General features: G+C 65.2%; 17 protein-coding genes. 11 read left to right on the forward strand and 6 right to left on the reverse strand.

Features of this window, described 5'->3' with window-relative positions:
* Window positions 1–6: 6 nt before the first annotated feature.
* Together AC1VVK_RS15380 and AC1VVK_RS15385 are read left to right on the forward strand one after the other, a co-directional pair.
* Window positions 7–1038, forward strand: a complete 1032-nt coding sequence (locus tag AC1VVK_RS15380) for a 2-oxoacid:ferredoxin oxidoreductase subunit beta (protein ID WP_482903653.1) — start codon at window positions 7–9, stop codon at window positions 1036–1038.
* 336 nt (window positions 1039–1374) lie between these two features.
* Window positions 1375–2343 (forward strand): metal-dependent hydrolase, encoded by a 969-nt coding sequence (locus AC1VVK_RS15385; protein WP_482903654.1) that lies wholly within the window; start codon window positions 1375–1377, stop codon window positions 2341–2343.
* On the opposite strand, the gene AC1VVK_RS15390 is transcribed toward AC1VVK_RS15385, so the two are convergent.
* Window positions 2300–3040: a phosphatase PAP2 family protein gene (locus tag AC1VVK_RS15390; RefSeq protein WP_482903655.1), complete on the reverse strand. Its 741-nt coding sequence runs from the start codon at window positions 3038–3040 to the stop codon at window positions 2300–2302. The two genes, AC1VVK_RS15385 and AC1VVK_RS15390, sit on opposite strands and share 44 nt — an antisense overlap.
* 41 nt (window positions 3041–3081) lie before the next feature.
* Here AC1VVK_RS15390 and AC1VVK_RS15395 point away from each other — a divergent pair, with 41 nt between their 5' ends.
* Window positions 3082–4470 (forward strand): cryptochrome/photolyase family protein, encoded by a 1389-nt coding sequence (locus AC1VVK_RS15395; RefSeq protein WP_482905181.1) that lies wholly within the window; start codon window positions 3082–3084, stop codon window positions 4468–4470.
* Between the two features lie 40 nt (window positions 4471–4510).
* Window positions 4511–5803, forward strand: a complete 1293-nt coding sequence (locus AC1VVK_RS15400; protein WP_482903656.1) for a class I SAM-dependent methyltransferase — start codon at window positions 4511–4513, stop codon at window positions 5801–5803.
* A gap of 76 nt (window positions 5804–5879) precedes the next feature.
* On the opposite strand, the gene AC1VVK_RS15405 is transcribed toward AC1VVK_RS15400, so the two are convergent.
* Window positions 5880–6518 (reverse strand): outer membrane protein, encoded by a 639-nt coding sequence (locus tag AC1VVK_RS15405; protein WP_482903657.1) that lies wholly within the window; start codon window positions 6516–6518, stop codon window positions 5880–5882.
* A 237-nt stretch (window positions 6519–6755) separates the two neighbouring features.
* Here AC1VVK_RS15405 and AC1VVK_RS15410 point away from each other — a divergent pair, with 237 nt between their 5' ends.
* A complete protein-coding gene (locus AC1VVK_RS15410) occupies window positions 6756–7199 on the forward strand; it encodes a YiiD C-terminal domain-containing protein (RefSeq protein ID WP_482903658.1) in 444 nt (147 codons plus the stop codon).
* 10 nt (window positions 7200–7209) lie between these two features.
* Here AC1VVK_RS15410 and AC1VVK_RS15415 read toward each other — a convergent pair whose 3' ends face one another.
* From AC1VVK_RS15415 to purF, 3 genes are all read right to left on the reverse strand, one after another.
* Window positions 7210–7548 (reverse strand): PilZ domain-containing protein, encoded by a 339-nt coding sequence (locus AC1VVK_RS15415; protein WP_132384795.1) that lies wholly within the window; start codon window positions 7546–7548, stop codon window positions 7210–7212.
* An 87-nt stretch (window positions 7549–7635) separates the two neighbouring features.
* Window positions 7636–8397 (reverse strand): SDR family NAD(P)-dependent oxidoreductase, encoded by a 762-nt coding sequence (locus AC1VVK_RS15420; RefSeq protein ID WP_482903659.1) that lies wholly within the window; start codon window positions 8395–8397, stop codon window positions 7636–7638.
* Window positions 8394–9842 (reverse strand): amidophosphoribosyltransferase, encoded by a 1449-nt coding sequence (gene purF / locus AC1VVK_RS15425; protein ID WP_132384796.1) that lies wholly within the window; start codon window positions 9840–9842, stop codon window positions 8394–8396. Before purF ends, AC1VVK_RS15420 begins: the two co-directional genes overlap by 4 nt.
* Before the next feature lie 368 nt (window positions 9843–10210).
* Here purF and AC1VVK_RS15430 point away from each other — a divergent pair, with 368 nt between their 5' ends.
* From AC1VVK_RS15430 to AC1VVK_RS15445, 4 genes are all read left to right on the forward strand, one after another.
* The gene (locus AC1VVK_RS15430) at window positions 10211–11452 is read left to right on the forward strand and encodes a lipoprotein-releasing ABC transporter permease subunit (protein WP_132384797.1); all 1242 of its coding nucleotides are present in this window, start codon (window positions 10211–10213) and stop codon (window positions 11450–11452) included.
* Entirely contained in the window at window positions 11445–12158 is a 714-nt protein-coding gene (locus AC1VVK_RS15435; RefSeq protein ID WP_482903660.1) for an ABC transporter ATP-binding protein, read from the forward strand. The genes AC1VVK_RS15430 and AC1VVK_RS15435 overlap by 8 nt, the downstream gene beginning before the upstream one ends.
* Before the next feature lie 91 nt (window positions 12159–12249).
* Window positions 12250–12534, forward strand: coding sequence for a hypothetical protein (locus AC1VVK_RS15440; RefSeq protein WP_132384799.1), 285 nt, complete (start codon window positions 12250–12252; stop codon window positions 12532–12534).
* Window positions 12531–13022 carry a glutathione peroxidase gene (locus AC1VVK_RS15445; protein WP_482903661.1) on the forward strand — a complete coding sequence of 164 codons (492 nt, stop codon included), beginning with the start codon at window positions 12531–12533 and terminating at the stop codon, window positions 13020–13022. The genes AC1VVK_RS15440 and AC1VVK_RS15445 overlap by 4 nt, the downstream gene beginning before the upstream one ends.
* Before the next feature lie 66 nt (window positions 13023–13088).
* Here AC1VVK_RS15445 and AC1VVK_RS15450 read toward each other — a convergent pair whose 3' ends face one another.
* Window positions 13089–13211 carry an RcnB family protein gene (locus tag AC1VVK_RS15450; RefSeq protein ID WP_482903662.1) on the reverse strand — a complete coding sequence of 41 codons (123 nt, stop codon included), beginning with the start codon at window positions 13209–13211 and terminating at the stop codon, window positions 13089–13091.
* A gap of 966 nt (window positions 13212–14177) precedes the next feature.
* Between AC1VVK_RS15450 and dnaE the strand changes: the two genes are divergently transcribed.
* Window positions 14178–17780, forward strand: coding sequence for a DNA polymerase III subunit alpha (gene dnaE / locus AC1VVK_RS15455; protein WP_482903663.1), 3603 nt, complete (start codon window positions 14178–14180; stop codon window positions 17778–17780).
* 112 nt (window positions 17781–17892) lie between these two features.
* Window positions 17893–19491, forward strand: a complete 1599-nt coding sequence (locus AC1VVK_RS15460) for a long-chain fatty acid--CoA ligase (RefSeq protein ID WP_482903664.1) — start codon at window positions 17893–17895, stop codon at window positions 19489–19491.
* The last annotated feature ends 122 nt before the right edge of the window (window positions 19492–19613 follow it).

Below are 19613 nucleotides of genomic sequence, written 5' to 3' on the forward strand. Positions count from 1 at the left end.
CCCATCATGAATGACATGACTCCCATTGCGACGACCCTGAAAGACTGGGAAACCGATCAGGAAGTGCGCTGGTGCCCCGGCTGCGGGGACTACGCGATCCTCAAGGCGGTGCAGCGCACTTTGCCGATGGTCGGCGCCGATCCGAAGAACACTGTCTTCGTTTCCGGCATCGGCTGTTCAAGCCGCTTTCCCTACTACATCGAAAGCTACGGCTTCCACACGATCCACGGCCGCGCTCCGGCTTTCGCGACCGGCATCAAGCTGGCGAATCCGGACCTCGACGTCTGGCTGGTGACCGGCGACGGTGATGGCATGTCGATCGGCGGCAATCACACGATGCACGTGCTGCGCCGGAATGTGAATTGCCAGATCATGCTGTTCAACAACGAGATTTACGGCCTGACCAAGGGGCAATACTCGCCCACCAGCCGCATCGGCACCAGTTCGCCCACTTCGCCGATCGGCTCGGTGGACCGCCCGGCACTGCCTTGCGCTTTCGCGCTGGGGGCAGGCGCCCGCTTCGTGGCGCGCGGCTACGACGTGTCCAAGGATCTGCCCGAAGTGCTGAAGGCGGCCTACGAGCATCAGGGCGCGGCTTTCGTCGAGATCTTCCAGAACTGCATCGTCTACAACAAGGACCGGTTCGACGATTTCGTCGCCAAGGCCGTGGCGGCGGACAACCAGATCTGGGTCCGGCAGGGTGAACCGCTGCTGTTCGCCAAGGAAACCAAGGGCCTCGCGCTCGATATGGATACGCTGTCGCTCAAGGTCGTCGATGTGGCGGATGGCGATTGGCAGGCGGCAGGCGTGGCAGTGCACAACGTCCGGAACCGGGGCCTCGCGCATATGCTGGTGGAGATGCCCTTCGGCCCGTTCCCGATGGCGCTGGGCGTAATCTACGACGATCCGGCGCCGACATTCGAAAGCGCCGTGATCGAGGAGCGCGCGAAGCTGGTTGCGGGCAAGACCGCCGATCTCGGCAAGCTGCTGGGCAAGGGGCAGACGTGGACCGTGGCGGAGAAGCCGGAGGCCGGGTAGCGGCCGGTTGAGGGCTGCTTTCCGGACCGTTTCGCCCGATCGGATGTTGTTCGTTCCCCGAGCATGCCATCTATTGGATCAACCTCCGCTCATCCTGAGCTTGTCGAAGGGTCATCCTGAGCCTGTCGAAGGATCATGCCCTCCACGCCAGCGGTGATAGCCCTCCGTCAGCGCTTCGCGCTGCCACCTCCCCTTGCAGGGGAGGAGATGGGGGTGAACCAAAACACCCCGTCGTCCCCGCGAAGGCGGGGACCCCGCTTGTTCTTTTTGCGATCACGCTTACACGCAAGCAGATGCCACCCGATATGACCTATCCGATGCAAGACACTGCCCTTCATGGATAATCTGACCCACAGCCTCGTCGGCTGGGCTCTCGCGGAAACCGGGCTCAAGCGCCGCACGCGCAAGGGGTTGGCGGCCTGCGTGCTGGCGGCAAACATGCCCGATATCGACGTGTTCTTCGGCTGGTCGCCCTGGGCGCCGCTGGCGATGCATCGCGGGTTCACGCATGGGCTGGTGGGCGGCGTACTGCTGATGCCGCCGATTCTGGCGCTGCTGCTCTGGTTGTTCGACCGCTGGCAGGTGCGGCGGGGCACGGTATTTCCCAGCGGACTGGCCATGCACTTCGGCTGGCTGCTGACGCTCTGCTATCTCGGCGCGCTGACGCATCCCTTGCTCGATATGCAGAACGTCTATGCGATCCAGCTGCTGTCGCCAATGAGCGCGCGCTGGTTCCATAGCGATGGCCTGTTCATCATCTCGCCGTGGCTGCTGGCGATGCTGGGCGCGGGCGTCTGGGCCAGCCGTCGCCGCGCAAAGCGGGGCAGGCGGGGCGTCGGCCGTCCCGCAGGGCTGGCGCTGGCCGGCGTCCTCGGGTTCATCGCGCTCAACATTGGCCTTTCTGCGCTGGCGTGGCGGGCTCCGTCAGTTGGGGAGCCCCACGCGGCGCCCGACCGCATTTTCGCATCGCCCGAGCCGCTGGCATTCTGGCGCCGCGACGTGATCTGGCGGCAGGACGGACGGATCGCCTTCGGTCGCTACGATCCGCTGCGCAGTGTCTTCACGCTGGTCGAACACAGCGCGCCGGTCGCGGACAACATGGCTGATCCGCTGGCGGTAAAGGCCGCAGGTGCCACGCCCGAGGCGGCGAAGTTCCTTGCCTGGTCGCAGCTTCCGATGGCGCGGATCGAGCGGCACGGCTGCACCGCCACGGTGACGTTCACCGATGCGCGTTATTCGGGCACCTTCGTGCGCCGCAACTTCAATTTTCCGGTGGAGGTGCCTGCGGGCTGTCCGGCTCGCTGAAGTCTCCCGTCGTTTCCAGAACGACCCGCGCGGGGCGATAGAGCACGGCGCTGGCCGTAAAGCTCCACGCCGCGCCGCCCAGCCATCCGGCCATGACGTCGCTCGGCCAGTGGACGCCGAGCCAGACCCGGCTCCACGCCACCATGAGGCTCAGTACGATCGAACCGGCGATCAGGGTATGACGCACATTCGCGCGCGGGCTCAGCGCCGCGAAGGCGAGGGCGAGGGCGATATAGGTCGATGCCGAGTTGAAGCTGTGCCCGCTCGGGAAACTGGCGCCGCCCGCTTCGGTAAGATGGGGCACGATCTCCGGCCGGGGGCGGCCGAAGACCAGCTTGAGCAGGGCATTGACCGCGCTGCCGCTCAGCACTGTCAGCGCCAGCAGCACCGCCTCACGTCGACGGCGCAGCCAGAACAGCGCGACGAAGGCCATGATCGTGTAGAGCTTGAGTTGCAGGAACCCGCCCATGGCGGTCAGGTCGCGCACCCATTCGAGTACCCAGGGCGGCCCCAGCGGGTGAAGGTCGTGGGCCCGCCAGAACATCAGGCCAAGCTGGTCGAACTGCCGCGTGCGTCCCGCCGGAACCGCCCAGGCGAAGAGCGCGAAGCCCGCCCAGCAGGCCAGCGCGGCGATCCCGGCCTTGCGCGGATCGATGCGGTGCCGCGATGTCGCGGGGGCTTGGGGCAAGTCGCTCATGACGTTAGGAAACTCCGATGGCCCATCTGCGTTCCGCTTCCATGAATGTTCCCCGGATCGTCTGGCTGCGGCGCGACCTGCGCCTGTCCGACCAGCCTGCCATTGTCGAGGCCGCGAGCATAGGGGCGGTGATCCCGGTCTATGTCCTCGATGACGAGACGCCGAAGCACCGGCGCATGGGCGGGGCCTCGCGCTGGTGGCTGCACCATTCGCTGGCCAGTCTCGACAAAGCCCTGCGCGCCAAGGGCTCGCGCCTGATCCTACGCCGGGGCAAGTGCGAGGACGTGCTGGCCGAAATCGCACAGGAAACCGGCGCGCGCGAGGTCCACGCGCTGCATCATTACGAGCCGTGGTGGCGCAATGCCGAGAAGGCGGTGGGCAAAGTGCTCGACCTCCATCTCCACCACGGCAATTACCTCGCGCCGCCGGGGTCGGTGCGCAACCTCGCGGGCAATCCCTATCGCATCTACACGCCCTTCTGGCGGGCGCTGAGCGAGCGCATGCCGCCGCACGAACCATTGCCGGCGCCCCGAAAGATCGACGCACCTGACGTCTGGCCGAAGTCGGACCGGCTGGAGGACTGGGGCCTTCTCCCGACAAAGCCCGATTGGGCGGGCGGCATGCGCGCCATGTGGGAACCGGGCGAGCACGGCGCAATGAAGCGCCTCGACGCCTTCGCGGACGAGGCCGCGCGCTATGAGGCGCAGCGCAACCTGCCATCGGTCGAGGGAACTTCGTTTCTCTCCCCCCATCTGCATTTCGGGGAAATCTCGCCCGGGCAAGTCTGGCACGCGGTGGCGGGGGAGGGCGGTTCGGTCGGCACCTTCCTCGGCGAACTGGGCTGGCGCGACTATGCGCAGAACGTGATCCTCCAGATTCCCGATTACGGCAGCCGCTCCGCCAAGGAGGACTTCACATTGCTCGGCTGGCGCAGCGGCAAGGCGGCGGCGGAGGACTTGCGGGCGTGGCAGCGCGGGATGACCGGCTATCCCATCGTCGACGCGGGCATGCGCCAGCTCTGGCACACCGGCTGGATGCACAACCGCGTGCGGATGATCGCCGCCAGCTTCCTCATCAAGCACCTGCTGATCGACTGGCGGGAGGGCGAGCAATGGTTCTGGGACACGCTGGTCGATGCCGACTACGCCTCCAACGCCGTCAACTGGCAGTGGAGCGCGGGCTCCGGGGTCGATGCCCAGATGTTCGTACGAATCATGGCGCCGCTCAGCCAGTCGGAGAAATTCGATGCCGCCGCCTACATCCGCGAATGGGTGCCGGAGCTTGCGGATCTATCCGATACGGAGATTCACGATCCCCCTTCCATGGTCCGTCCCAAGGCCTATCCGGCGAAGATTATCGAGCATCGGGCCGGGCGCGAGCGTGCTCTTGCGGCTTGGCAGAAGGTAAAGGCAAGTGATTTGACGGCATAGGCAATTGCCCGTGAGCGGCTTCGGGTTCATATCCCTATTCATGAACGCGCATCTACCGGGCAGGGGTGAGGAGCTGGTCGAAGGCGGCCGCGCTATCGGCGTGGGGCCGCAGTGGCTGGCACGGTTGTGGTCGGGCGGCATCGCCCGGATACTCGACCGGATCGACGCGGGGCTGATCCGCGGATCGATCGAGGCAACGCTGCCCTCGGGCGAGACGCGTCTGCTGGGCGGACGAGAGCCGGGGTTCGGCGCCGTGGTGGAGCTGAAGAGCTGGCGCGCCTTGCTGCGATTGGCGACGGCGGGCTCGGTCGGCTGGTATCAGGCGTGGGAAGCCGGCGAATGGGAAAGCCCGGACCCGGTGCCGCTGTTCGCGCTGTTCATGGACAATGCCCTCAGCCTTGGCGGGGCCGCGCGGGCGCGCGGGCCGTGGCGGCTGGCGGGCCGCTTCGTCCACTGGCTGCGCCGCAACAGCCGCTCTGGATCGCAGCGCAATATCCATGCGCACTACGACCTCGGCAATGACTTCTACAGCGCCTGGCTGGGCGAGACGATGCTCTATTCAAGCGCGATCTTCGCCCGCCCCGGCAGCGGCCCCAATGCGCTGAGCCAGTTCGTCACCCCGCTCGATGCGGCGCAGTCCAACAAGATCGTCACTATCGCGCGGCGGCTTGGGCTTCAGCCCGGCGGCAGCGTGCTGGAGATCGGCTGCGGCTGGGGCACCATGGCGGCGTTCCTGGCGGAGTGCGAGCAAGTCTCGGTCGACGCGATCAGCCTCTCGGACGAGCAGCTGGCCTACGCGCGTGAGCGCTGGCAGCCGACGGTCGGCTCGGTCGATTTTCGCAAGCAGGACTATCGCGACGTATCCGGCCAATACGATGCCATCGTCTCGATCGAGATGGTGGAGGCTGTGGGGCGTGGCTATTGGCCCGAATTCCTCGACTGCGTGGCCCGCAACCTCAAGCCCGGCGGGCGCGCGGCGATCCAGTACATCATGATCGACGAGCGGATTTTCGAGAACTACGCGCGCAGCGCCGATTTCATCCAGACGTTCATTTTCCCCGGCGGCATGCTGGTGAACGAACCGGAATTCCGCAGCCTTGCCGCCGAGCGCGGGCTTGCGTGGGAAGATCGCACCGGCTTCGGCGCGGACTATGCCCGCACCTTGCGCATGTGGCGCGAGAACTTCGACACGGCGGTTGAGGAAGGACGGCTTCCCGCCGGTTTCGATGAGCGCTTCATTCGTCTCTGGCGCTTCTACCTGATGTACTGCGAAGGCGGTTTTCTGGGGGGCGGCATCGACGTGGCGCAAGTGACGCTCGTCAAGCAGGGCTGAGCGTCCGCTATAAAAATGCGAAAGGGCGGCGGAGAGGATCCGCCTCTCCGCCGCCCTTCCGGCAAGTGCTGATCGGTTAGCGGAAGCGAACGCCCACGCCGCCCATGATCCGCTGGCGCGCCGTATGATCGTCATATTGCGAATAGACGTACTGCGCGTTGAGGTAGACCGGCATGCGCCCTTGCGTGAGGGTATATTCCACGCCGCCGCCAAGCTGGTAGCCGCCGGTATTGAAGTGATCGCGAACGAGCTGGGTGCCGAAGGAATCGTCGATCCGGCGGCGCTGTTCATTGTTCACGTAGCCGCCCTTGGCGAACACGAGCAATTGCGGCGTCACAAGATAGCCGGCCCGCACCGCCGCGCCCCATTCCTCGAACGACTTGTGGCAGATGTTGTTGGTATCGGGGAGAACCTGGCAATTCTCGGCCGAGCTGCTTGATTGCCAATAGCTGCCTTCGGCGCCGATCACGATCCGGTCGCCAATCATGCCGTCAAAGCCGACCGTAGCGCCATAGCCGAAATTGTCGTTATGAATGCCTTGCGACTGGAAACGGTCGCCGCCGAAGTTGCCTTCAACGCGCAGGCCCCGGAATGAGGTGCCGTTGGTGGAAGGTGCCGAAGTGTCTGAAGTGGTGGTGGAATCCTGCGCCGCAGCAGGTTGCCATGCAATGCCTGCTGCCAGGGCGGCGGCCAGTGAGAGGGACTTGATGGTCATTGCCTCATCCTTTGATGCTCGTCAGTTGCCCAAGACCCAACAGAACAGGACCATGCTTGGTTGCCCTGAAACTGGTAGTTTTCCGGAAAAGGCGAAGAACTGTGACGTAAGTGCAACGGTTCGGCGGCGCGCGAATCGGGTCACAAAGGCGCGGTTCGGCACGTCCGGGCTGTGATCGCACCGGCGGCAATGGCATTCGTGGCCAGAGGCAATTCTGGTGGAATATGAATGACTAATATGACGGATCTGGAACGCTATCTGCACCGGCAGATTCCCCTGTCGTCGGCCATGCAGGTCTCCGTTCTTGAGGCGACGGGGCGGTCCGTCACGCTGGGCGCGCCGCTGGAACCGAACATAAATCACAAGAGCACGATTTTCGGTGGCAGCGCCTCGGCGGTCGCGATTCTGGCGGCATGGTCCCTGCTGCACGTGCGGCTTCTGGAGGAGGGGCTGGCCTGCGAGATCGTGATCCAGTCCAATCGGATGGATTATGATCGCCCCATAGGCGGCGCGTTCACCGCGACGTCCTCGCTGGCGGATCCTGCTGCATGGCCGCAGTTCGTGAACACGCTGACGCGCCGGAAACGGGCGCGCGTGGAAGTTCAGTCGGTGCTGACGTTTGAAGATGCCATTGCCGGCCGTCTGAGCGGCCGGTTCGTGGCGTTCTTGCGAGAAACGTAGACTCTAAGCCTCAGCCGCCCGCGCCGCTCCAGCGGGTGAGGATTGTCTCCAGGATGATCGGGCTCAGAAGCTGTTCGAAGGAGCAGCCGACAAGCCCGTCCTGCCACCAGACCACGCGGCCGGGCAGGGCTTCCATGCCGGGCAGGGTCAGCCAGCAATAAGTACCCGGCTGGATGCGGCTGATCGCGGTGGCTGAAAAGCCCGAGAGCGAGAGGTCGCGCACCGCCGTCTGGTAGCCCTTGGTACCGGACGCGCGGAAACCGGCGGGGATGGAAATGCGGATGCGCGGTGCGCTGCGGTCTTCCTGTGCCGCGAGTTCGTAGCGCTGCGGAGGCTGCGTCTTGATCATCGTGCCGGTAACCTGCTTCCCGTGTTGGACGGCGCGGGGATCGTGCGCCGTCCGGATGGATGATCGCCGATTGAGGTTACCGCGAGGTTACGCTGATTGGTTAATGGATTCGCGGTGTCCGCTCGGGAACTGTTCACCAAGCAGCGCGACGAGGCGCTCGGCAACCGTTTCGGGCGGCTTGACCGAGGCGGGCGCTTCGCCCGGATAGGCGCGGGCGCGCATGGCGGTGCGGGTGGCACCGGGATTGACCACGGCAACGCGCACTTTCGACGTGTTGCGCGTTTCCTCGGCATAGCATTCCAGCAGCACGTCGCCGGCGGCCTTGGTGGCGGCATAGGCGCCCCAGAACGCGCGGGGCTTGGTCGCCACGCCGGAAGACATGCCGATCACGCGGGCATTGTCGCTCTTGCGCAGGAGCGGATCGAAATTGGCGATCAGCGCCTGCGTGGCGAGTACATTGGTGGTGAGCGCCTTGTTGAAGGCGCGCTGGTCGATATCGGCCACGCTGGTCAGTTCGGGCAGGATCGCCGCGTTGACGATCAGGATGTCCAGCTTGCCCCAGCGCTGCGAGACCGCAGTGGCGAGGCGGGCGATGCCGTCCGGCTCGACCAGATCGACCGGCGCGATCGTGGCCGCGCCGCCGGACTGGTAGATCTGGTCCTCGATCGCTTCGAGCGCCTTGGTATCGCGCCCGGTCAGCAGCACGTGCGCGCCCGCGGCGGCGAGCGCGATCGCGGTCGCCGCGCCGATGCCACGGCTGGAGCCGGTGACAAGCGCGACCTGCCCGTCGAAGGGCTTGGTCTCGCTCTGGTCGACGACCTGCTCGCTCACGCCGGTCTGCTCGCTCACGCGGCGGTCAGCTCGGTGGCGAAACGCTCGGCGAAGTCGGTCAGCTTGGTGGGATATTCACCCGAGAAGCAGGCGTCGCAGAACTGCGGGCGCTTCTTGTTGCGCTTTTCCTCGCCAACCGCGCGGTAGAGACCGTCGATCGAGACGAAGGCCAGGCTGTCGGCCTTGATGAAGTCCGCCATGGCCTGGATGTCCATGTTGGCGGCCAGCAGCTTCGAACGCTCCGGCGTATCGACGCCGTAGAAGCACGAATGCTCGGTCGGCGGGCTGGCGATGCGCATGTGCACTTCGGCAGCGCCGGCATCGCGCATCATCTCGACGATCTTGAGCGAGGTGGTGCCGCGCACGATCGAATCGTCGATCAGGATGATACGCTTGCCTTCGACGATGGCGCGGTTGGCATTGTGCTTGCGCTTCACGTCGGCATGGCGCGCCGCGTCACCCGGCTGGATGAAGGTGCGGCCCACATAGTGCGAGCGGATGATGCCCAGTTCGAAGGGAATGCCCGATTCCTGCGCATAGCCGATGGCGGCCGGCACGCCGCTGTCGGGCACCGGGATCACGACGTCGGCAGCCGCGGGGGCTTCCTTGGCCAGTTCCATGCCGATCTGCTTGCGCACCTGATAGACCGAGCGGCCGTCCATCACCGAATCGGGTCGGCTGAAGTAGACGTGCTCGAAGATGCAGGGGCGCGGGGCCGGGTTGCCGAACGGGCGGTGGCTGGAGATGGTGCCCTTGTGGTCCACCTGCACGAGTTCGCCCGGCTCGATCGAGCGGATGAACTCGGCGCCGATCACGTCGAAAGCGACGGTTTCGGACGCGAACACGGTGGCATCGCCGATGCGGCCCATGACCAGCGGGCGAATGCCCAGCGGATCGCGGCAGGCGATCATGCCCTCTGCGGTCATGCAGATCAGCGAGTAGGCGCCTTCCACCATGCGCAGCGCGTCGACGAAGCGGTCGAGCAGGGTGGGATAGCGGCTGGTCGCGACGAGGTGGATGATCACCTCGGTATCGGAGGTCGACTGGAAGATCGAACCCTTCGACACGAGATCGCGCTTCAGCGTCATCGCGTTGGAAATGTTGCCGTTATGCGCGATCGAGAAACCGCCGGCGGCAAGATCCGCGAACAGCGGCTGCACGTTGCGCAGGCCGGAACCGCCGGTCGTCGCATAGCGCACATGGCCGGAAGCCATGGTGCCGGGCAGAGTGTCCAGCTCGCGCTGCGAGAAGACCTGCGCGACATGGCCGAGGCCACGGTACGAGTGGAACTCGGAGCCCGAGAAGCTGGTGATACCCACCGCCTCCTGGCCACGATGCTGGAGCGAGTGAAGCCCGGCAGCGGCGATATTAGCCGCTTCGCGAGCGCCGATTACGCCGAAGATGCCGCACTCTTCGCGCAGCTTGTCCCCGTCGGCGTCACGAAAGGGGTGTGTGATGTTCATGAGTTGTTTCCGGCCCAGGGCGCGTCAAAATCTGCCGCGCATTTGGAGCGGTTCGGTCGTAAATGCAAGGGGAGAAGGTCGCCGGACGCTCACTTGGCGCCAAGGAGCGCGGACAGCCGGGGCTCAGCGTGCCGAATGCGCCGCCAAGATGACCATCTGATGACGGCGGTTCACGCGGCAGGTGCGATGGTGAGAGCGGTAACCTGAAGGATCGGCGGCGAATCGCAAGCGGCCTGACAGGTCAAACGCTTCACGCATTGTTCAGCCTTGGAAATCCAGTCGTATACGGCATGCGGCGGCACATGCTTGCCAGCCCCGCCGCATGCCCTTAATGCCGCCATATCCTCCGATCACAGACGGACCGTCGCTTGATCCTGTCCCCCTTCGAATGGACCATCGCAAAGCGCTACATGCTGCCCGGCAAGGGCGAGCGCTTTATCGCCCTGGTCGCCGGCATCAGCCTCTTCGCCGTCATGCTCGGCGTCGCGGCGCTGGTCATCGTCATGAGCGTCATGAACGGCTTTCGCGCCGAACTGTTCGACAAGATCGTCGGGCTCAACGGCCATGCCATCATCCAGGCCTACGGCGGCCGGCTCGATAACTGGCAGGACGTTCTCAAGGACGTCAAGGGCACGCCAGGTGTCGTTCGGGCCTCTCCGCTGATCGAGCAGCCGCTGATGACCACGTTCAACGGACGCGTCGAAGGCGTGTCGGTGCGCGGCAACACGGCGGAAGACATCGCCCGGCTGCACGACAAGCTGAAAAGCGGTGATCTCGCCACGCTCGTCCCCGGCAGCAACACCGTCGCGATCGGGTCGGAACTGGCGAAAAACCTGGGCGCGCAAGTGGGCGATACGATCACGCTGATCAATCCGCTGGGCCGCTCCACGCCATTCGGAACGGTGCCCCGGCAGGTTGCCTACCGGGTGGGCGCGATCTTCGAGATCGGCGTCTACGACTATGACAACATGTTCGTCATCATGCCGATGCAGGACGCGCAGACGCTGCTGCTGACGGGCGACACCGTGGCCATGATCGAGGTGACCACCAACAATCCCGATCAGGTGGGCCGTATCCTCGCCCCGGTCGAGCGCAAGCTGGCCGGCCGTGCGGTGGTGACCGACTGGAAGACCCTCAATGCCTCGCTGTTCGAGGCGCTGGCGGTGGAACGCGTGGCGATGTTCGTCGTGCTTTCGATCATCGTGCTGGTGGCGGTGTTCAACATCCTGTCCTCGCTGATCATGCTGGTGCGCGCCAAGACGCGCGACATCGCGATCCTGCGCACGATGGGGGCGACGCGGCGGTCGCTGCTCAAGGTCTTCGTGACCACGGGCTTCTGCATCGGCGCGATGGGGACGCTGGCCGGGCTGATCCTGGGCTTCATCTTCCTCTATTTCCGCCAGCCCATCGTTCATGCGGTGGAGATCATGACGGGCCAGAACCTCTGGGACCCCTCGATCCGCTTCCTGACCGAACTGCCGGCCCGCTCGGACCCCGTCGAAATCGCGGTGATCTGCGTCATGGCCCTGATTTTCAGTTTCCTCGCCACGCTCTACCCAGCCTACAAGGCGGCGAGCACCGATCCTGTGCAGGTGCTGCGTTATGAGTGAGTTCGACACTACCACTGCCGGCCCGACTGCCGCCCCGACTGCTGTTGTCCGCCTCGAAAGGCTGACCCGCAGCTTCGAGCAGGGCGGCGTCACCATCGACGTGCTGCGCGGCGTCGACCTGACCGTGCGGCCGGGCGAGATCGTCGCGCTGCTGGGGCCTTCGGGCTCGGGCAAGTCGACCATGCTCCAGGCCATCGGCCTGCTCGAAGGCGGCTTCGGCGGCCGGATCGAGATTGCCGGGATCGACGCCTCGAAACTGGGCAAGGACCGCCGGGCGGCGGTGCGCCGCGATCACATCGGCTTCGTCTACCAGTTCCACCACCTGCTGCCCGACTTCAACGCGATCGAGAATGTCGTGCTGCCCCAGCTTATTGCCGGCAAGAGCCGCGAGGATTGCGAGCAGCGGGCGACCGAACTGCTCAGCGCGCTGGGACTGGGCCAACGCCTTGAACACCGGCCGAGCAAGCTCTCGGGCGGCGAGCAGCAGCGCGTCGCCGTGGCCCGCGCGCTCGCCAACAAGCCGCGGCTGGTGTTGGCGGACGAGCCCACCGGCAACCTTGACGAGGCGACTGCCGACAAGGTCTTCGCGCAGTTCCTGGAACTCGTGCGCGGGCAGGGCAGCGCCGCGCTGGTCGCCACGCACAACGAGCGACTGGCGGCGATGATGGACCGCGTGGTCAGGCTTCACGAAGGCGTGCTGAGATGACGCAACAGGGGTGATGGAACCCCGTTGAATTCAGTGATTTCACATACCAGATACGATAGAACGAAAAGTACTAAACAAGGGACTGCACAATATGAGCGACATTCCGTCCACCATTCGGGCCGAAAGCTCCGGGCCGGAACGCTTCCACTGGGAAGATTCGGCGGAATTGCACAAGTGCGCGGACGGCGGCGGCCTGTTCCACAACCTCAAGGTGATCCGTCGCGGCACCGTGGTTGCCCTGATCAATTTCGTGATGAGCCTGCCTGAGAACGAACAGGACGATTACGCCATCCAGAAAGACGGCGACCGCACGTTCCGGATTGGCGAGATCCGCGCTCTTTCCCGCCGCGCCGACTTCCCCAGCAAAGACGCGTGAGTTCGGACCCGCGCACGATCGCCGATTTCACGGCGAGCCTGCCCAATGGCGAGATCGCAAGTCTCGCCGACCGGGCGGGCAAAGTGCTGCTCGTCGTCAACACGGCGAGCAAGTGCGGGTTCACGCCGCAGTACAAGGGGCTGGAGGAACTCTGGCGCAAGTACGGCGAGCGCGGTTTCGAAGTGATCGCCTTCCCCTGCAACCAGTTCGGCAAGCAGGAGCCGGGCTCGGCCGATGAGATCGCCAGCTTTTGCGAGGTGAATTTCGGCCTCTCGTTCCCGCTGATGGGCAAGGTTGAGGTCAATGGCGACGATGCGCCGCCGCTTTGGCAATGGCTGAAGGCGGAGGCGCCGGGTCTGCTTGGCAGCAAGTCGATCAAGTGGAACTTCACCAAGTTCCTGCTCGATCGCGACGGCAAGGTGGTCCGCCGCTACGCGCCCACCGACAAGCCGGAATCGCTCGAAAAGGATATCGAGGCGCTGCTTTAATCAGCGCCGGCAAGGTGGTTTACGAAAACGGGGAATGCGCTTTCGTGCATTCCCCGTTTTCGTTTCTCAATAATAGAACGCGCTGTAGATCACGTCGACCACCATGCGGGTGCGGCGATCGACCAGCAGCAGGTCAGGCCCATAACGCACCCAGTAGTAGCCCGGAGGCGGCGGGCCGACTCCCATCATCGCATAATCCTGGAACAGGTATGGCGCCGACAGGAACAGCGACGGCAGGATCATGTGCGTCTGCCAGCGTCGATAGGAATAACCGTGCGGGTAGCGGTACGGCGGCGCATGCATCGGGCGGAACGTGCTCGGCCGTCCGGATCCGGGACGGTGGGGTTGGGTGACGACCGGCGGCCGGTAATTGTTCGAGGGCGGCCTGTAGTTGTTTGACGGTGGGCGATAATTATTCGAGGGCGGACGCTGGTTCCCGGAGGGCGGTCGCGGATTGCCGGGCTCCGGCGGACGGTTCCCGCCTTGCTGCGGAGGCTGGGGATGGGGGCGATTGGCGTTCCCGCTGCCTCCGCCGGGGCGTGGGGGCTGCGGCTGCGGTTTCGGTTGGGGTTGTGGATGCGGCTGAGGTTGCGGGCGAGCAGCGTTGCCGCCGCCGCTCGGTGGGCGACCCGGATTGCCCGGTGGGTGGCCGGGGTTCCCGCCCGGGGGGCGTGCTCCCTGCGGCGGCCCTCCGGGATGGCCCTGCTGTGCAGATGCGGCGAATTCGCCGGGAAGCAGGGCGTCTGGCGCAAGCAGCAGGGGGATGAGGGCGAGGTAGGCGTACTTCATTCAGGGTCTCCCAGTACGGCCATTCATGGAACGACAGGGCAACGGACGATGGAGCATTGAACCATAGGCATGGCGTCCATTTTGCGCCGTCCCGGACTCTATCGAGACTTGTCTGAATATTTGCGGAAAGCCCGATGCGGACTAGGGAATTTCAGGCAAATCGGAATCAATGACGTCTCGCTGACGATGCGCCTGTTTTCGCGCGCTTTCAAGGCTCTGCGTCCTCGTCGGGAGCCGGGCCGCATGCCGGTACGGGTGGACGCGGCCGGGTTCGTCCTTCGCTTCCCGCAGAGGTAAGTGGCCTATCCCCCGGCTTATCCCCAGCGGCGCCTTGATCGCATGGGGTGCCAATGCCTAAATTCGGGGATGGCCCATGCACCTTTCGTCCCCCTGCGCATCTTTTCGAGCTTTACGATGCTGGACGGGGCGATCGATCCCAAGGCCGCCGCCAAGCTGGCCAAGGAGCGCAAGTTCCCGGCCGCGGCAATCTGCGACCGCAATGGCCTCTACGGCGCGCCCGCTTTTGCGCAAGCCTGCAAGGGCGCGGGCGTGCAGCCCATCGTCGGCACTTTCCTTGCGGTCGTCCGTCCCGGCGCAGTGTCGCAAGGGCAGGAGCGGCCGATCGACTGGCTGGCGCTTTTTGCGCAGAGCGAGGTGGGTTGGCTCAACTTGTGCGATCTCGTCAGCCGCGCGCACCTTGACCGGCCGCTGGAGATGGACGCCCATGTCGAACTGGAGAGCCTGCGCGGTCACACCGATGGCCTGATCTGCCTTACCGGCGGGGCCGAAGGCGCCCTTGCGCGGCTCTACGCGGCGGGCAAGATCGAGGCGGCCGAGAGCTATTGCGATACGCTGCAATCGCTGTTCGGGGACCGTCTCTACATCGAGATCACCCGCACCGGCGAAGCAGTGGAAGACGAGAGCGAGGAAGACCTTATCGCGCTCGCCTACGCCCGCGATATCCCGCTGGTCGGTAGCAACCCCGCGCAGTACGCCGAGGCCAAGTTCCACCCCGCGCATGACGCGATGCTTTGCATTGCCAATTCGACGCAGGTGGATGCGCCGGAGCGGCCGCGTTCGTCGTCCGAGCGCTGGGTCAAGCCGATCGAGACGATGCAGGAACTGTTCGCAGACCTGCCCGAGGCTCTGGCCAACACGCTCGTCGTCGCGCAGCGCTGCGCCTATATGCCGCCGCGCCGCAAGCCGCTGCTGCCCAGCCTCGCGGGTGACCTTGAGGGCGAGGCGCGGATGCTGGCGGACAATTCCCGCGCCGGCCTTGCCATGCGTCTGGCACCCTATTGGCCGGAGGTGACCGAAGCCGAGCTGGATGCCGCCATGGCCCTTCAGGGCGAAGAGCGCGAGGCGGCCTACAAGGAACTGGCCGAACGCGGCGTTACCGAGGACTTCCTCGACTATGCCAAGCGCCTCGATTTCGAGGTGCAGATCATCGTCGGCATGGGCTTCCCCGGCTACTTCCTGATCGTTGCCGACTTTATCAAGTGGGCCAAGGACAACGACATTCCCGTGGGTCCGGGCCGTGGTTCGGGTGCAGGCTCGCTGGTGGCCTGGGCGCTCACCGTCACCGACCTTGACCCGCTGAAGCTGGGCCTGCTGTTCGAACGCTTCCTGAACCCGGAACGCGTCTCGATGCCGGACTTCGACATCGACTTCTGCGAAACCCGTCGCGGCGAGGTGATCCGCTACGTCCAGCGCAAGTACGGGCACGATCACGTCGCCCAGATCATCACCTTCGGCAAGATGAAGGCCCGCGCGGTGCTGCGCGACTGCGGGCGTATTCTCCAGATGGGCTATGGCCGCGTCGACGGCCTCTGCAAGATGGTGCCCAACCATCCGACAGACCCCTGGACGCTCACCGAGGCGCTGCACGGCCGCAAGCAGCACGGTGTGACCAAGGATCCGCCCGTGGCCGAATTCCGCCGCGAATACGATCTGGACCACGAGGTGAAGCGCCTTGTGGACCTTGCCGTGCAGCTGGAAGGCCTGCCGCGCAACTCGTCCACCCACGCGGCGGGCGTGGTCATCGGCGACCGTCCGCTGGCGCAGTTGGTGCCGCTCTATCGCGATCCGCGTTCGGACATGCCGGTGACGCAGTTCGACATGAAGTCGGTGGAAGACACCGGCCTCGTGAAGTTCGACTTCCTCGGCCTGAAGACGTTGTCGGTGCTGAAGAAGGCCTGCGACCTGCTGGAGCGGCGCGGCATCACGATCAACCTGTCGACCCTCGCGTGGGACGATGCGGCAGTTTACGAACTGCTGAAGCGCGGCGATACCGTGGGCGTGTTCCAGCTGGAATCGGAAGGTATGCGCCGCACGCTGGCGGCCGTGAAGCCCACCAATTTTGGCGACATCATCGCGCTCGTCTCGCTCTACCGTCCGGGCCCGATGGACAACATTCCGCTGTTCGGCAGGCGCAAGAACGGGCTGGAATCGATCGAATATCCGCACGACAAGCTCTCGGGCATCCTGGGCGAGACCTACGGGATCTTCGTCTATCAGGAACAGGTCATGCAGGCCGCGCAGATCCTGGCGGGCTACTCGCTGGGTGACGCTGACCTTCTGCGCCGCGCCATGGGCAAGAAGGTCCAGGCGGAAATGGACAAGCAGCGCCAGCGCTTCGTCGATGGCTGCAAGGAAGTGTCGAACATCGATGCCGCGAAGGCCAACGAACTGTTCGACTTGATCGACAAGTTCGCGGGCTACGGCTTCAACAAGTCGCACGCCGCCGCCTACGCGCTGCTCGCCTACCACACCGCGTGGTTCAAGGCGCATTATCCGCACGAATTCTACGCCGCATCGATGTGCTTCGACATGCATCAGTCGGAAAAGCTGGCGATCTTCGTGGACGACGCGCGCCGCAATGGCATCGAACTGGCCCCGCCGGACATCAACATGTCCGAAGCCGAGTTCTGCGTGGAGGAAACGCCGGACAGCCACGCGGTGCGCTACGCCCTCGCGGGTATCCGCAACGTCGGCGAAAAGGCGATGGACGCGCTCGTCGCGGAGCGGGAGGCGAACGGCAAATTTGTCAGTCTGGACGATGTGTTCCGCCGGGCTCCGGCCGGATCGATGAACCGCCGCCAGCTCGAAAGCCTCGCGGCGGCGGGCGGTTTCGACGGGCTGGAGCCGAACCGCGCCAAAGTCCTGGCCAATGCCGATACGCTGCTGGCCGAGGCGGATCGATCCTCGCGGGAGCGCAATTCGACCCAGCACGGTCTGTTCGGCGGCGACGATCATGTCGAACAGGGCCTGCGCCTTGTCGAGGCCGAGCCGTGGAGCCGCATGGACCAGATGGCGAAGGAGCGCGAGAACTTCGGCTTCTACTTCGCCGCCCATCCGGTGGAGCAGTACCGCGCGGTCGCTTCGGCCAACGGCGCGCGAACCCATGCCAGCCTGATGACCAGCGGGGCCGGGGCAGGGCGCACCGGCGCGGTCATGGCGGCGATGGTCGAGAACGTGCAGAAGCGGAAGACCAAGCGGGGCAAGGACTTCGTCATGGCCGATTTCTCGGACCAGTCGGGCAACTTCTCGGCCTCGTGCTTTGAGGAAAGCATGGTCGAGAACTTCGTGAAGTGGGCCAAAGAAGGCACCTGCGTCCTGCTCAATGTCGAACTCGATTCGCCCAGTGCGGACGAACCGCCGCGCGTCACCGTGCGCGCCGCGCGGCCGCTTGCGGAAGTGAAGGCGGACGCGCGCATGTTGCTCTCGCTCGATATCGACCGGATCGAGGCCGTGCAGGAACTGGCGATGCTGATGCGCCCGGGCCCGGCGGGTTGCGGCGAGGTGATGGCGACGCTGCACCTTGGTGGTGGGCGGACCCAGAAACTCCGCCTCGGCCGTGACTTCGCGCTGGATGGCGACTTTGCCGAGCAACTGGCGAGTGTGGCGGGGCTCTCCAACATCTCGCTGATCGCGCGTCGCGGGCCCGAAGGACTGCGCCGGGCTGCTTGAATGAATCTCGAAATGGGACGGTGAAGGCGGGCGTTTGCGATGGACCGAACGGTCCCCGCTTGCCTTGGCTGTACAACTACCCATAACCTCCGCGTGTCAGCGGGAGATGGCCATGCCGGGGGACATGCAGGACTGGGACCTGCGCGTATCGGGTCTGATCGATCACGCGGCGCGTGAGCACGGTCGGCGTGAGATTGTCACGCGCTGGGCCGATGGTTCCGTTACGCGCACGAACTGGGCCGGCATTCGCCGCGATGCCCTGAAGATGGTGCAGGCGCTGCGCCGGCTCAACATCTATCCGGGTCAGCGCGTGGCCACTCTGGCGATGAATCATGGCCGCCATCTCGCCGCCTGGTTCGGGGCGACCGGGGCGGGCTGCGTGCTCCACACCGTGAACCCGCGCCTGTTCGACGATCAACTGGCTTGGATCGTCAATCATGCCGAAGACCGGGTGCTGCTCTACGATGCCGCCTTCCGGCCCATCGTCGAGCGTTTGCTGCCGCTGTGTCCGCGTCTGAAGCACGCAATCTGCTTCGATTCGTCGGACTGGGGCGCCGATTTCGAAAGCTGGATCGGCCGCGAGGACGGCGACGCGCGCTGGACGACGGGCTGCGAACGCTCACCCTGCATGCTGTGTTATACCAGCGGCACCACCGGCGATCCCAAAGGCGTGCTCTATACGCATCGCTCGCAAGTGCTGCACACGCTGGCGATGATCGCACCCTCGGCGCTCAATCTGGAGCCGCGATCGGTAGTGCTGCCGATCGTACCGATGTTCCATGCCAACAATTGGGGGCTGCCCTGGGCATCGGCAGCCAGCGGGGCGAAGATGGTCTGGTGCCAGACCAACGATCCCGAAGCGCTCTGCACGCTGATGCGCGAGGAGCGCGTGACGCACGTCGCCGGCGTGCCGACCGTATGGTTCGCGATGTTCGAGCATCTGGAGCGCACCGGGGATGACCTCCCGCCGATCCGGCAAGTGCTTTCGGGCGGGGCGGCGGTCCCGGCCAGCGTGGTCGAGCGGCTGATGCGTGCAGGCGTGCGTGTGTCTCAGGCCTGGGGCATGACCGAAACGTCGCCCATCGCCACGGTCGCTTACGAACCGGCCGAATGGGACGAGATGACGTTTGCCGAGCAAGTGGCGCTCAAGAGCAGCCAGGGACGGCCTCTCTACGGTGCCGAAGTCCGCGTGACCGCGCTTGACGATCCCGACCGGGAACTGCCGCATGACGGTACTTCGCCCGGCGCGTTGCAAGTGCGCGGCCCCTGGACGGTGCAGCGCTATTTTCGCGCCGAGGACGATGCGGTTACGAAGGACCAGTGGTTCGACACCGGCGATGTCGCGACGATTTCGCCCGATGGCACTTTGCATCTGACCGATCGCACCAAGGATCTGATCAAGTCGGGCGGCGAGTGGATCAGTTCGGTCGAGCTGGAAAATGCTGCTGTCGGCCATCCGGAGATCGTCGAGGCCGCCGCGATCGGCGTGGCTCATCCCAAGTGGGACGAGCGCCCGCTACTGGCCGTCGTGCGCAAGGAGGGCAGCACGCTTACCGCGTCGCAGTTGCGCGATCACCTGGCCGGAAAGGTCGCCCGCTGGTGGCTGCCGGATGCGATCGAATTCGTTGATGCGCTGCCACACACCGGCAGCGGCAAGCTCGACAAGAAGGCGCTGCGCCGGCTGTTCGCGGACTACAGGCTTCCCGCTTAAGGGCGTGGATGAATGCGGAGGGCCGCCGTACCCCGCACTTTACAAAGACAAACCCCATCATCCCGGCGAAAGCGGGGTTCCCGCTTCTGTTGTGCGAGGCGAGAGGTTGCCAAGAAGCGGGG

The organism is Novosphingobium sp. BL-S-32, from assembly GCF_056857055.1.

What these genes read in the sequence shown, in the direction of transcription:
- AC1VVK_RS15380 (WP_482903653.1), top strand. Translation starts at nt 7, where the DNA reads ATGAATGACATGACTCCCATTGCGACGACCCTGAAAGACTGGGAAACC.
- AC1VVK_RS15385 (WP_482903654.1), top strand. Translation starts at nt 1,375, where the DNA reads ATGGATAATCTGACCCACAGCCTCGTCGGCTGGGCTCTCGCGGAAACC.
- AC1VVK_RS15390 (WP_482903655.1), bottom strand. Translation starts at nt 3,040, where the DNA reads ATGAGCGACTTGCCCCAAGCCCCCGCGACATCGCGGCACCGCATCGAT.
- AC1VVK_RS15395 (WP_482905181.1), top strand. Translation starts at nt 3,082, where the DNA reads ATGAATGTTCCCCGGATCGTCTGGCTGCGGCGCGACCTGCGCCTGTCC.
- AC1VVK_RS15400 (WP_482903656.1), top strand. Translation starts at nt 4,511, where the DNA reads ATGAACGCGCATCTACCGGGCAGGGGTGAGGAGCTGGTCGAAGGCGGC.
- AC1VVK_RS15405 (WP_482903657.1), bottom strand. Translation starts at nt 6,518, where the DNA reads ATGACCATCAAGTCCCTCTCACTGGCCGCCGCCCTGGCAGCAGGCATT.
- AC1VVK_RS15410 (WP_482903658.1), top strand. Translation starts at nt 6,756, where the DNA reads ATGACGGATCTGGAACGCTATCTGCACCGGCAGATTCCCCTGTCGTCG.
- AC1VVK_RS15415 (WP_132384795.1), bottom strand. Translation starts at nt 7,548, where the DNA reads ATGATCAAGACGCAGCCTCCGCAGCGCTACGAACTCGCGGCACAGGAA.
- purF (WP_132384796.1), bottom strand. Translation starts at nt 9,842, where the DNA reads ATGAACATCACACACCCCTTTCGTGACGCCGACGGGGACAAGCTGCGC.
- AC1VVK_RS15435 (WP_482903660.1), top strand. Translation starts at nt 11,445, where the DNA reads ATGAGTGAGTTCGACACTACCACTGCCGGCCCGACTGCCGCCCCGACT.
- AC1VVK_RS15440 (WP_132384799.1), top strand. Translation starts at nt 12,250, where the DNA reads ATGAGCGACATTCCGTCCACCATTCGGGCCGAAAGCTCCGGGCCGGAA.
- AC1VVK_RS15450 (WP_482903662.1), bottom strand. Translation starts at nt 13,211, where the DNA reads ATGATGGGAGTCGGCCCGCCGCCTCCGGGCTACTACTGGGTGCGTTAT.
- dnaE (WP_482903663.1), top strand. Translation starts at nt 14,178, where the DNA reads ATGGCCCATGCACCTTTCGTCCCCCTGCGCATCTTTTCGAGCTTTACG.
- AC1VVK_RS15460 (WP_482903664.1), top strand. Translation starts at nt 17,893, where the DNA reads ATGCCGGGGGACATGCAGGACTGGGACCTGCGCGTATCGGGTCTGATC.